The sequence below is a fragment of the Streptomyces sp. Ag82_O1-12 genome (assembly GCF_900182715.1).
GTDB lineage: Bacteria > Actinomycetota > Actinomycetes > Streptomycetales > Streptomycetaceae > Streptomyces > Streptomyces massasporeus.
Genome location: NZ_FXUW01000001.1, coordinates 6,306,771 through 6,319,599 on the forward strand (window position 1 = coordinate 6,306,771; position 12,829 = coordinate 6,319,599).

General features: G+C 64.0%; 12 protein-coding genes. 11 read left to right on the plus strand and 1 reads right to left on the minus strand.

Annotated features, from left to right (window positions below):
- Nucleotides 1–194: 194 nt before the first annotated feature.
- The 11 genes from eccB to QOL88_RS29030 all read left to right on the plus strand — a co-directional run bounded on the left by eccB (nt 195) and on the right by QOL88_RS29030 (nt 11,723).
- On the plus strand, nt 195–1,721 hold the full coding sequence (gene eccB / locus QOL88_RS28980; RefSeq protein WP_097221210.1) for a type VII secretion protein EccB: 1,527 nt from the start codon (nt 195–197) through the stop codon (nt 1,719–1,721).
- Nucleotides 1,722–1,732: 11 nt separating this feature from the next.
- On the plus strand, nt 1,733–3,004 hold the full coding sequence (gene mycP, locus QOL88_RS28985) for a type VII secretion-associated serine protease mycosin (RefSeq protein WP_097221211.1): 1,272 nt from the start codon (nt 1,733–1,735) through the stop codon (nt 3,002–3,004).
- Nucleotides 2,992–3,603, plus strand: a complete 612-nt coding sequence (locus QOL88_RS28990) for a hypothetical protein (protein WP_179878989.1) — start codon at nt 2,992–2,994, stop codon at nt 3,601–3,603. Before mycP ends, QOL88_RS28990 begins: the two co-directional genes overlap by 13 nt.
- A 161-nt stretch (nt 3,604–3,764) precedes the next feature.
- Nucleotides 3,765–4,211, plus strand: coding sequence for a DUF2563 family protein (locus tag QOL88_RS28995; RefSeq protein ID WP_179878990.1), 447 nt, complete (start codon nt 3,765–3,767; stop codon nt 4,209–4,211).
- A complete protein-coding gene (locus QOL88_RS29000; protein WP_179878991.1) occupies nt 4,211–5,896 on the plus strand; it encodes a WXG100 family type VII secretion target in 1,686 nt (561 codons plus the stop codon). Before QOL88_RS28995 ends, QOL88_RS29000 begins: the two co-directional genes overlap by 1 nt.
- Nucleotides 5,897–6,021: 125 nt before the next feature.
- Entirely contained in the window at nt 6,022–7,191 is a 1,170-nt protein-coding gene (locus tag QOL88_RS29005) for a S8 family serine peptidase (protein WP_283445929.1), read from the plus strand.
- Nucleotides 7,192–7,284: 93 nt separating this feature from the next.
- Nucleotides 7,285–7,623: a WXG100 family type VII secretion target gene (locus tag QOL88_RS29010; RefSeq protein WP_097221214.1), complete on the plus strand. Its 339-nt coding sequence runs from the start codon at nt 7,285–7,287 to the stop codon at nt 7,621–7,623.
- Nucleotides 7,624–7,711: 88 nt separating this feature from the next.
- Complete coding sequence (locus QOL88_RS29015; protein ID WP_097221215.1) at nt 7,712–8,014, plus strand: WXG100 family type VII secretion target; 303 nt, start codon at nt 7,712–7,714, stop codon at nt 8,012–8,014.
- 283 nt (nt 8,015–8,297) lie between these two features.
- Nucleotides 8,298–8,783 (plus strand): hypothetical protein, encoded by a 486-nt coding sequence (locus tag QOL88_RS29020; protein WP_097221216.1) that lies wholly within the window; start codon nt 8,298–8,300, stop codon nt 8,781–8,783.
- Between the two features lie 10 nt (nt 8,784–8,793).
- Nucleotides 8,794–11,091, plus strand: a complete 2,298-nt coding sequence (locus tag QOL88_RS29025; RefSeq protein ID WP_097221218.1) for a hypothetical protein — start codon at nt 8,794–8,796, stop codon at nt 11,089–11,091.
- Nucleotides 11,088–11,723, plus strand: coding sequence for a hypothetical protein (locus QOL88_RS29030; RefSeq protein ID WP_143668900.1), 636 nt, complete (start codon nt 11,088–11,090; stop codon nt 11,721–11,723). The genes QOL88_RS29025 and QOL88_RS29030 overlap by 4 nt, the downstream gene beginning before the upstream one ends.
- A 442-nt stretch (nt 11,724–12,165) precedes the next feature.
- On the opposite strand, the gene QOL88_RS29035 is transcribed toward QOL88_RS29030, so the two are convergent.
- Nucleotides 12,166–12,783, minus strand: a complete 618-nt coding sequence (locus QOL88_RS29035; RefSeq protein WP_097221220.1) for a hypothetical protein — start codon at nt 12,781–12,783, stop codon at nt 12,166–12,168.
- Between the last annotated feature and the right edge of the window lie 46 nt (nt 12,784–12,829).

Consider the following 12,829-nt stretch of genomic DNA (forward strand, 5'->3'; position numbering starts at 1 on the left):
ATCCCCCCCGTTCTGCTGACGACTCGCAGGTGTCTCAGCACCGCACCATGCCCGTGAAGGCCCGGGCACCCTACCCGCTCCACAAGTCCCCGCGGATACCAGGCATAGTAGGGGGCCGCTCTGACACCGGGGCGGTCGGCCATGACACATCAGGCGAGCGCGGCACATGTGAACACGGGGAGAGACAAGCAGAGATGGCATCTCGGCGCGACCAGCTCAATGCCTACACCTTCGCGAAGCGCCGCATGCTCGCGGCCTTCCTGCAGTCGTCGCCCGACGGTTCGGAGGAGGGGGCGCCTCGTCCACTGCGCGCGGTCGTCCCCGGGGCCATCGTAGGTGTGGTCGTCATGGCCGTCTTCGGGGCCTGGGGCATGTTCAAGCCCACCGCCCCCAAGGGCTGGGACGAACCCAACGCCAAGGTGATCGTCGCCAGCGACTCGACCACGCGCTACGTCGTCCTGAAGACCGGCAAACAGGTCCAGCTGCACCCGGTCCTCAACATGGCCTCCGCGAAGCTGCTCCTCAACGAAGGCCAGGGCGATGTGGTGACCGTCGCCGAATCCGTCCTCGACAACGGCAAGATCCCCCACGGAGCCACCATCGGCATCCCGTACGCGCCCGACCGTCTCCCCTCGGCGTCCGAGGCGGGCGGCGAGAAGCGCTGGGCGGTCTGCGAACGCCGCAGCGCGGGCGGCGAGTCCATCCAGAAGGCGGCCCTGGTCCTCGCTTCCCGCGACGTGAAGGCGACCGAAGGCAAGGGTGAGAAACTGACGGGCGGGCAACTGCTCTACGTCGTGGCCCCGGACGGGAACCACTACGTAGTGGACGCGAGCGGACGCTCTTACCCCATCGACAAGAGCAACGAACTGCTGCTGCGCGCCGTCGTCGGCTCCGGACGCAAGCCGCAGAAGGTCTCCCGTGAGTGGCTGGAAACCCTGCACACCGGCGACCCGATCTCCTTCCCGAAGATCCCCGATCAGATCGGTGTCGCGGCCGACGCCCCAGGCCAACTGGACGACAAGACCAACAAGGTCGGCATGGTCCTCAAGGCGTCCGACCTCAACAGCGACCAGTACTACGTGGTGTTGCCCAACCGGATCGCCCCCGTCTCGGCCTTCATCGCCCAACTCCTGCTGTTCAGCGAGGACCTGGCCTCCCTCGGCCAGGCCGGTGCAGCCAAGGACATGAGCCCGGGTGCGATCGTCCCCGGCAAGCCGTTCGGCACCGAGCACCGCTGGCCCACCGAGGACCCCCAGCCCGTCAACGATGCCTCCGGCACCGCGGGAAGCCGCGGCACCGTCTGCAACGTCCTGCGCGGCGTCGACGCCGGCTCGGGCGCCACGACCCTGAGCACCTGGGCCGGCACGGACTTCCCGGCCAAGCTCCCCACCGGCTCCTCCAGCGCCTACGTCACGCCCGGCTCCGGCCAGCTCTACCGCCAGTTCCAGGGCAGGGAGACCAAGGCCGGCCCCGTCTTCCTCGTCACCGACACCGGCCTGCGCTACGTCCTGCAGTCCAACGCCGACAGCGGCGCGGACGACGCCGGCATCGGAACGACGGCCAAGGACCGCCGGCAGGCCCAGCAGGAGGCCCAGCAGGCCCAGACCCGGCTCGGCTACAAGGACGTGGACCCCGCGCCGATTCCCGTCGCCTGGTCGGAGTTCCTGCCCACCGGCCCACGCCTGTCGACGACGGCGGCACGCCAGCCGCAGGGTTCCTGAGGGGTCCGGACATGCCACACGTGCCCTCCTTCGTCCGCAGGGCGACCGCGGTGACGGCGGCGACCCTGCTCACGACCGCCCCTGTCGTCCTCGCGCCCCCGGCGACGGCGGCCGACCTGCCGTACTCGGACCAGTGCGAGTTCCCCAACGGCAAGTACCCGGGCCGCCCCTGGTCCCTGCAGCGCGTCCTCCTGGACGAGCTGTGGAGCCAGTCCACGGGCAAGGGCATGCGAGTGGCGGTGATCGACACCGGCGTCGACGTGACGAATCCCCAACTCACCGACGCGGTCGACGCGAAGAGCGGCCGCAACTTCCTGCCCAAGAACCTCAAGGACGACGACGGCAACCCGATCGAGCGGGGCAAGGAGAACGGCACCACGGACACCGTCGGCCACGGCACCAAGGTCGCCGGCATCATCGCGGCCCGCCCCGCAAAGGGCACCGGGTTCGTGGGCCTGGCCCCCGACGCGACGATCATCCCGATCCAGCAGAACGACGCGGAGGGCAACGGCGACGTCGGCACCCTGACCGATGCGATCCGCCACGCCGTCCAGGCCGGGGCCGACGTCATCAACATCTCCCAGGACACCACAAAGCCGATGACGTCGACGTCCCATCTGAAGCTGGCGATCGACCAGGCCCTGAACAAGGGGATCGTGGTCGTGGCCTCGGCGGGCAACGACGGCCTCGGCGGCAACGTCAAGAAGACCTACCCGGCTTCCTACGAGGGCGTACTCGCCGTCGCCGCCTCGGATCGCAACAACGAGCGCGCCGCCTTCTCCCAGTCCGGCGAGTTCGTCGGCGTCGCGGCCCCCGGTGTCGACATGATCTCCACCGTCCCCAAGGGCGGCCACTGCTCCGACAACGGTACGAGCTTCTCGGCGCCGTACGTCGCCGGCCTCGCGGCGCTGATCAAGGCGAAACACCGCGACTGGACGGCCCGGCAGATCGTCGCCCAGATCGAACAGACCGCGGAGCGCACCACCGTCGGCCACGACCGTCTGGTTGGCTGGGGAGTGGTCGACCCCGTACGAGCTCTGACGCAGGACGAACACCCCATAGAGTCCCCTGACCCCCAGGCAGGCCTGGGCAAACCCGAAGCCCCCACCCCGGCCAAGTTCCAGATCGGTGAAACCGCCGAGGAACGCAACGCCCGCCTCGCCACCTACGTGGCCGTGGGCTCGGTGGTCCTCGTCGCGGGGATGGGCGGCACGGCGGTGGCGCTCCGGGACGCGCGACGCAGGCAGAAGCGACGGGGGGAGAGCGGATCATGGACGCGCTGACCGAACTGAATGTCATCGGCCTCATCCTGTCCGCCGTGCTGCTGGCCATGGCCTGCGTCAAGGCGGACCGTGTCCGGGCGTGGCGCACCGGCGTCAACCCATCGGCCGAAGAACTCTCCGATGCCTCCTTCGTCGCCGCTCGCGTCGTGTTCGTCGCCCTGGCCGGCATCGGCATCTACCTGTCTGTGCAGGGATTCGGAGTCTCCGACGACACGACTTGGGACGACGCCGAGTTGACGACTGCGGTACAGGGCGCCACGGACGCCTTGGACGGCAGTTCCGGTTTCGGCGACATCTATGCCGAGGACGACGACACCGGCTGGATCGACGAATACGCGACAAAAATCGAGCAGGAAGTCGTCGAGCACGGCGGCGGCGACGCCCCGCAGTACGGCGTGAACGCGACACCCTCCGACTCGAACACGCCCTCCGAGGCGCGTTACACCGTCACCGGCGGTGACTCGGCCTTCTGCATGCAGGTCACACGCACCCGGTCGAAGGACGGGGACTATGAGCCGCCGGGAATCGGGGGAGGTCAGGGGACGGTGACGGTCCCTTCGTATGACTTCGCGGTGACGACGCGTGAGGGCGGTTGCTGACTTCGCGAGGCGGCCCGATCCCGTCCATCTTGTAACTCGCATACCACGAAGTTCAGTTGGTCGCGTCTCACACGTTGACTACAGTGGTGATCGAGTGTGCCGGTCGAGTGATCGCCTGTGCACCTCAACGACTTTACAAACGGGGAACGGGGAGGGAAGGCATGCTGCCTGCGGAGGGATTCAAGGTCGGCTTGGAGGCGCTGGGGACCTTCAAGAAGCGTGTCGATGCCGTGCTCTCCACATTCGAGGGCTCACCCGGCAGCCCCCAGAAGATCGCGGCGCACGCCCTCTCCGAGGTCTCTTTCAGCGGCTCAGGCGGCTTCGCCGAGGCCAAGGGCCTTCACAGCCAGTACGAACGCGTCCACGAACGCCTCACCGCGCTCTCCAAGAACCTGGGCCTTCAGATCGAGGCGATGCAGATCGCCGTCATGGGCGCGGGCGGAAACTTCAGCAACATCGACGAGGAGGAGCGGCGGCGGTTCTGGGAGATCAAGACTGAAATCGGCCGCCAGCACTACGAAGCGAAGCGGGAGAGGGAAGCGGCGGAGGCTGCGAAGCAGGGCGCGTCCGCGCCGAAGAGCAATGACGAGCGGACGGTCACCTACTAGTGAGCGACAAGCAGAAGCCCCAGGAATCACACCAGGCGGAGAAGGAGCAGGCCACGGCGCAGGTCAGCGCCATCGACATGGTGAGCGGCGCGACGGGGGTGGCCCAATTCCTCCCCTTCGGCTGGAAGGTCCCCCGTGTCTTCGGCAAGACGAACTTCGAGGGTCACGCCCTGAACGCCATGATCGACATGGTCGAGTCCGCAAAACCAGAGGACTTGGAACTTGCGGGCACTGCCCTGCTGAACGCCCAGACCGCCATCGAAGACGCCGCCGAGGAACTCGAAGGCCACATCACCCGGGTCGACTGGGAAGGCGAGTCGGGCGAGGCCTTCCGCAAATGGGGCGCCAATCTCGTCATCCACGCCCGCAAACTCGCCGCCTTCGCCGACGCCGCCGGCACCCAGATCACGGCAGCGGCCACGGGCCTCGCCTCCGTCCGCAGCGCCATGCCGCCCCGCGACACCCGAGAGGACCCCAAGGCGGTCGCGGACATTCCGACGCCTAAGCAAACCGAAAGCAACGCGGAGTATGCGGCTGCGGTCAAGGCCGAGAAGGACCGCCAAGAGGCGATCAACCAGATGAACCGACTGGCGTCCTTCTACGCGGTGTCGGAAGAGATCATGGCGGCGCAGGAGCCGCCTACGTTCGAGCCTATGCCGGATGTGGGGGTGCCTAAGCCGCAGCCAGGTTACGAAACCCCCATCATCATGGGCGATGAAGTGCAAGGCAACGGTGGACTCGGGAGTGTTCGTGAGTCAGTAGTGGCCGGACAGGACGCGTCGAGTACGGTGTCGAGCCACTCACCTTCAGGAGGCACTACCGCGCCGCTCAAGCCGGTAGATGACTTGCCTATCACCTCTGATGGGGACGTCGGTACTAAGATCGACAGCGTTGGCACTCTGTCGCCTCAGGAAACCGCAAGGCCGACGACCAGTGTGGCGCCGACGATGACTGGTCCCATTGGCGGAAGCGGAGGGACAGTCCCTCCCTTTCCCTACGGCACAGTTCCTCCCGCCCCCAGTGGGCCGGTCGGCCGCACCTCAGGCTTCAGCGGAGCCAACGGCAACAGGGCCCCGATCTCGGCTCAGGGCCGTACAGGCACTCCGAGCGGCACCGTCGGCGGTCGCGGCACCACAGGCCCGATGGGGCGTGCCACCACCACGGGGCAGTCAGGTGCTCGCGGTGGCAGCGCTTCCCCCATGGGGCGAGGCGTCTCTGGCGGAATGCCACGCACTGTCGGAGGACCGGCGAGCGACCGCGCGAGCAGTGCGAGTTCAACAGGTGCTGCGCGCGGTAATGGAGTTGTCGGCGGAAGACCCGCCACGGGTCCTCAAGGGGCGACCAGTTCCAAGGTCCCGCGCGGTACGGTCGTCGGCGCCGGCGGCAACACCGGCTCTCGTGCGCCCGCCGGGCAGATCGGGCAGCGCGGAGTGATCGGAGCGCCGAACTCTACCCCTGGCGCTCGTCCGGGCCGGACTGCCCGTGCCTCCGCGGGCAATCCCGACGGCGTCGTCGGCACGCCCAAAGGACAAACCCCAACAGGGAGAAGCGGTGGACCGGCCGGTGGCGGTGCAGGCGTGCCGCACGGCCGCACAGGAAACCGACGAAACACGAACCGCAGGGATCGTGAGGGTGACCCTCAACCGGAGACCCCGCGACGCAACACGCCACCAGTGACTGACTGATCAGAGCGAGGACCTACAGAGGCATGACAGGGACCGGCCCACGTGGCGAATTGACGGCGTTCTTCGCAGGACGTGCCGGAAGACGGGTGTCCACCGCGTTTGCGGCACTCGGTGTTTTCGCAATCATGTCTTCGGGGCTGGCTCCGAGTGCGGTCGCCGCAGACGTTCAGTCGAAGCAGTGGTACTTGGACGCAATGAACGCTGACGCGATGTGGAAGATCAGCACTGGCAAGGGTGTCAAGGTTGCTGTTTTGGACACTGGCGTAAATCCACACACGTCTTCCCTCAAGGGTCAGGTGCTAGGAGACGTGGTGCCTGCAGCGGTCTCGTATAACGCCACCTCGGATTACGATGGCCACGGAACCAGCATGGCGGAGTTGATTGCCGGGACCGGCGCAGGCGGCGGCTTGAAGGGCCTAGCACCCGGCGCGAAAATTGTCCCTTATCGGGTGCTCGTCAAGGGTGTTAAGAACGCCACCGACAAAAGGAAAACGCCATCGGTCGAGGATGCGATCAGGGCTGCCGCCGATAGTGATGCCCAGATCATCAGCATGTCATTCGCCGGAGACATCATGGACCCAGACGAGGAAGAGGCCGTCAAGTACGCCCAGTCCAAGGGGAAGTTGATGTTCGCAGGCACTGGAAATGACGCTGAATCCAAAAACTTTATCGGCTATCCGGCCGCATATCCTTATGTCGTCGGGGTAGCTGCCGCGGATGCGAAGGGGAAAGTCGGTAAGTTCTCGGAGCACGGAAACTATGTCGATTTGGCGGCGCCAGGCCTCAACGTGCCCTATTGGTGCGACGCAACGTTCCGCTCGTATTGCAACGACGGAGATGGAACAAGTCTGGCAACTGCCATCGCCTCGGCCTCCGCTGCCCTCATCTGGTCCGCCCACCCCAACTGGACGGCCAACCAGGTCCTGCGCACCATGATCGATACGGCTGGCCGCACCTGGGCGAAGGGCGAGCGGAGCAACTACCTCGGTTACGGCGCAGTCCGCCCCCGCAAGGTGCTGGAGAACAGCGACATCAACCCGGGGTCGGCCGCCACCGACCCCCTCAGCTTCGAAAACGGAACCGGCGTCACGGGCGTCACCGCCTCACCCTCCGCTCCCGCATCAACCTCGTCACAGGCCCCCAAGAACCCTTCTGGCGGCCAGACTTCGGCGGCAGGATCGACCTCGGAGTCGTCCGACAACACCACGACGTGGGTCGCTCTTGGAGCCGCAGGGGCGGCCCTGGTGATCGGGGGCGGCGCCTTCGCGGTGATCCGCTCGCGGCGAAAGGCATGACGACTCACGCGGGTCAACCGGTCACACACGACCTCTCCGGCGCGATGACGCGCTAGGAAACGAACCAGAGCTCTTACGAAGGGGAGTGCCGAAATGGTCGACCGCAAGCTTAATGAAGGCGACGTACAGAGGCTTCAGACCGAGGTCGTCGATCGGTACGACAACATCAGGGGATCGCTCGCGAAGCTGCAGGGCACGATCGACATGATCGAGAAGGCCTGGAGGGGACAGGGCGCCCAGGCGTTCAACACGAAGCAGACGGAGATCAACCAGCACATGGTCGCGATCGGCAAGATGCTCGACGACTTCCTCGAGGGCATCAACCTGAACAAGACCGACAAGCGCAACCTCGAAGACCAGATCGAAGCCGACCTCAAGCAGATCTCGGTGGACGATCTCGGTGGCAAGACTTCGGCGCTCAACAGCTACTGAGGCTACTGACGAGCCATCGGCGGCAGCGAGCCGCACCGTGGTCCGGGCTGCGCAGCCCGGCTGAAATCTGCACAGAAACGAGGGAAACATGTCCGGAGCCCACTACGACGAACTCGCCGTCACCTACGGCACCATGGATGCGCTCGCCACCGAGCTCGGCAATCAGGCAAAGAAGCTCGAGGAGGACCTCGAGGCCCTGAAGCAGGCCGTGCTCAACGTGTCCTCGGGCTGGGGCGGCGAGGCGTACGAGGAGTTCCAGAAGAAGTCCAAGCAGTGGGACACACACGCGCGGGGCATCCACCAGGCGCTGGTCAACATCTCACAGCGGGTCCACACCGCCGGCGGTGACTACCGAGGTGGCGACCTGAAGGGCGCCAGCTACTTCCAGTAGTAGCGCACAGTCTGCAAAGTCAGGGTGGGCACGCACGGGAGGTGCCCACCCTGTATTGCATTGATCAGCCCCATTTCTTCATGGCGAGAGGAGAGAAGCTCACTTGTTGCGTTCAGCGCGGTGTCGTGCGGCTCTGTATAAGTGTGAAGCAGTGATGCGGGTTGACGTTCGACTGCTTAAGTCGTCGAATCGGTTGGTAAGTTGAGGCAGGTGTAAGAAGACTCCGCGATCAGTCGCTATCGGGACTGACGCGTCAGCGCAAATCAAGGGAGGGTGCGAGGGAATGGCCTGGGACGAGTGGGAGCAGCTCAAGGCCGACGTGGCTGAGAGTGGATCGACAGGCATGCAACTCAACCAGCTCGCTGCGGATGGTGGCGGAGGAGGCGGGAGTCGTGTTGCTGGTGATCTGGTGGTCAACCAGGATGACCTCGGCGCCGTCGGCCATGACGCGTTCACCCTCTACGAGGACCTTCGCACCGGGACGGACATCGCCGGCGCGGGCATGAACAAGGATGGGACCGGATCGACGATGCAGGCCGCCGCCTCCCTGAAGGCGCATGGTTTCGCGATGGGCAGCGCTCTGGAGCTGACGGTCGATGTCTGGACATCCCAGTCCAAGGCGGTGCTCCAGGCGTGCGCGCACATCTCCAATCACCTCGATTACAGCAAGAAGCTGCACGCCGAGGACGACGCCAAGATTGCGGCTGTACTGCGCAGCCGAGACGGTTTGGCTGAGTCAGTGTCAGAGCTCAGCAAATACTTCAAGTAGGAGCAGTCCGGTGGCCGTCAAGTACATGGATCTGGTTGAGGTGGACCTGGGCAAGCTGGCCACCGCCGTCTCAGACTGGAAGAGTGCCGTCGACAAGCTCAAGACCGCAGCGCAGAGCGCGCGCAGGGGAATGAAGGCCAAGTCGGAAAAGGCCCGGTGGGCTGGTGCGAACGCCACAGTGACACGGGGCTTCGTCACCAAGACGACGAAGGAGATTGCAGACCTCCACGCCGAGGCGAACAGCATCTATCAGGTCCTGAACGACGCCCACGCAGAACTTGCCTCCCTTCAAAGGCAGATCAAAACCGCGGTCCAGGCTGATGCCCCGACCCTCGGGGTCCGGGTCGAGGACATCGGCGACGGTAAGGTTCGCTGCTACTTCCAGCACATCCGGGGCGACACCGACGAGCGCACCCAGGACCAACTCGATGCCAAGCAGGAGTTGGAGAGTCGCATTAACCGGCTCATCGCCCACGCCACAGAGATCGATGCGTCGGTGGCCCGCGCACTCCGCAAGAGTCACGGCAGCGATCCGCACAACGCCGGGCACAGCTCGTACAAATCCCTAGACGACGCTCAGTCTGAGCGGGCGGCGGAGCTGGCGAAGCTTGGTCCGAAGATGACTGACAAGCAGTTCACCGAATTGAATTCCATCATGAAGTGGAACGCGAAGGACGCAAACTTCAGCACGGCCTTCTACAAGTCTCTTGGGGGGCCCGAGGAGACTTTGGACTTCTATGGTCGTATGGCTCTCGAAGGTACGCAGGGCAGTGACAATAAGGAGCGGTTGGCCCTGACCAGACAGCTTCAGCGCAACATGGGCAACGCACTCGCCACAGCGACCGACCCGGACAATGATCCGCGCCTTTCGGCGAGTTGGGGAGAAGAATTCAGAAAGCTGGGAACTCGGCCAATTGAGATCTATCCGGGAGCCCCGAACTCGCCCTATGGATACCAAATCCTCGGGGGGCTACTGCGATACGGGAACTACGATGCAGAGTTCATTAACCCCATCGCGGAGCACGTTGTTCAACTGCACCGCAAAGATCCCGACTTCTTCATGAACAACAAGCCGGTGACGGGAGGGGCCGACCTCGACTGGGGGTACAACCCGTCAGGAAAGAACGGCGCGGGCTATGACCCGCTCACGAGCGTACTGGAAGGGCTCGGGCATAGTCCGGAGGCCGCAAAAAGGTTCTTCACCGACGAGCCGACCGTGTTCAAGAAGGACGGCACGGTCGACAAGGACGGCACACTCGGTTATGACTACTTCGACGTTCTGAACGGCAAGGACTTTGAGTGGGCTCCTGACAGCCTCGTACACCCCGGAAGTGACGAAGCGCAGCATGCACGGGCAATGGGCCCTGACGCCCTCGGGCACGCGTTGGAGGCTGCGGTCACAGGCGACGCTTGGGACGCGGACCCACCGGAGCTACATCGGGACAGCGATACGGCCGAGATTATGAAGCAGGTCATCAACCGCTACAACGTCGCCTCCGAGGAAGGACCGCCACCTGAGGTAATGAAGGACAGTCTGGCGAAGATGGGCGCGTCGTACATCGACGACCTCAACTATTCAATCATGGATTTCGGTGGCTCAGGCGACGCGCTGGGACGAGACGCGCTCTTCGAGAACAGCAGCGACGGATCGACGCGAACGTCCTTCGACGAGCAGAAAGCGCGGAACTTCATGATGCTGGTGGCCGGCGACGAGGACGGATATAAGTCACTGACCTCAGCTCAGCAGCTCTTTATGGCGAGTGGCCTCGTGGCGTTTGAGACCGACGAGGATCGTGGCATTGCGTTTGCCCAAAATGCTGCGAAAGTGCATGGAATTCTCGATGAATCGCGATCTCATGGGATTCGCGAGGAATTCAAGGATCCGGAAGAGGCTCAGCAGATGCTGCAAGAGCAGAACGGAGAATGGCGCAAGTCGCTCGTCAGCGGAGGAGCCACGGTGGCAGCGACGGCCGGTGCCGCGATACTGCTAGGCCCGGCAGCAGGCGTCGTGGCCGCCACCGCGGTTCCGTTGGTCATGGAGTCCGCCGGATCCGCTGTCAGTACCGCATATGGCAACCACACGTTGGAGTACCTGAAGGACCACGAGTACACGAACGACCCTCAGGCGCTTCAAGCCGTGCAGGACGTGGAGAAGATCGGCGAGCGGGCAGCCACTCAGCCTATTCTTCAATTTGCCCAAGCTACCGGCATGAGCAACAAGGAGGCCACCGATCTCATCAATGAGATCGAACAGTCCTACTTGGCTGGGAAGACAGTTATCTCTAACAATGAGAAGGTGGCATCGTGAAATCCTTGACCCGGATTTCCTGGTGTGGAGCTATGGCGATGCTAGCATTGTCGACAGGTTGCTCGGATGGGCAGCCTCTAAGCGAAAAGTACCCGACGCAGTGGAAGGCCTGTAACGCGCTGTTCGGAGCCAAGAACGTGGAGTCTATGCGGGCTATCCTTGATTCCGACGATCTCAGGTTCTCCAACAGTCCTATTTCTGTTGACCAGCTCAAGAAGAGTCTGACGCAGGAAGCGATCGACCCTTATGACAAACTCAGGGGATTCAAGGAATACGAGATCTGCGGAATCTCGGGCAATGGCCGATTTACTGCGATGGCGACCTGGGCAGCAAATTCCCTGAAGTCCGTGCAGGCCAACGCCGAACGCTGGCAACGCGCAACCGCAGATGTCTACGTTGCTGACCCCTCCGGTGTGGGCGGGGACGTCGACCTCGTTTTCCGTTGTGCCATCAAGGGCGCAAGTGGGCAGGAACAAGTGCTTCTCGAAGCCAGGGTCAGCGCTCCGGATCCCCCGAGGGTCTCGAAGGCGTTCCACCGGCAGCTGGCCGTCAAACTGGCTCGCACGCTGCGGGATGAGCTGGCATGCACCAATGAGCCGAACATCCCAGATGATTTGGACGTTGATGGGTGAGTCGGTCTGACTGCTAGTAAACCGTTGCGGCCATCGTCTGAGGGCTGGCGTAGTTGCGTGAGTGAGTCGTAGGTGCTATCCCGCTCCAAAGCGAACGACTGCACGATCCACAAACTAGCAGATACTCTCCAGAGTTGATTTCTCGGCGATCGCGTCGACATCTCTGGAGTACGCGAGAGGGCTGTTACTGAACTTGAACTCGTGATGTCGGTCGGCTCGTGGTGGTGTACAGAACTGGAGAGGGGGTGGAAGCTTGCCGCAGCAGCAAGCATGTTCACTCAGTCTCAGTTCTGGACGGTCGACGGGGCAGGGGCACATCGGCGTCAACCACCGAGAAGGTATGGGATAACCGCCTCAGACCAGTCTCGATCACGCGGTAGCCGCGCTACTGCAGCCGGAAGATGTGCCCCGAGACGTCGTCGAGTTGATGAGCCCCCCAAAGTCAGTGCGGTTGGTAGGAGTGGACCGGGTCAGCCCATCCTCCGAGGCGGCGGCTGATGCCGAAGCGCGAGGGGAGCCAGCGGCGCCTGCGGACGTGCTGCTCGCTGACGGCTGACCACGGGGAGCCTGACAGGTCTTCCACACCCCACCAGGTCTTGACGGCCTTGCTGCCATTCAGACTAAGCAGCGGCCACCTCGGGAGGTGGAGTCCGACAAGGAACATGGAGACGTCATCGCCGCACTTGGTCGTGTAGAAGTACCTCTCAACGTCCGTGTAGCTGGCACCGAGCCCGCATGCCAGGCCCATGGTTCCTCCGAGCCACGTCAGGGCCAGCTTGCCGTTGACTGGGATTGAGGGGACGAGTACGGGGTTGAACCACCGCTCTGCGTTCAGGCCACGTGTAAGTGAGGTTCGCTCGGTCTGGGCCACAACGATGTTCGTGGCCGGGCCGGTGCCGACGTTGACCAGCCACCACTTCGGCTCCACAGAACCGTCTTGCCCGCCTTCCCACATGAACTGCAGGACTGGCATGTGAGACCGGCGGCCGGCCGTGTACGAGATGCCCAGTGACCCCAGCGAGACGAGAACAGCAAGAATCGAGACCAGGAGTGACAGCACCGTTGAATTCCCCCTTGAAGCAGCGATGTCTTCTCCGGCCTACCCG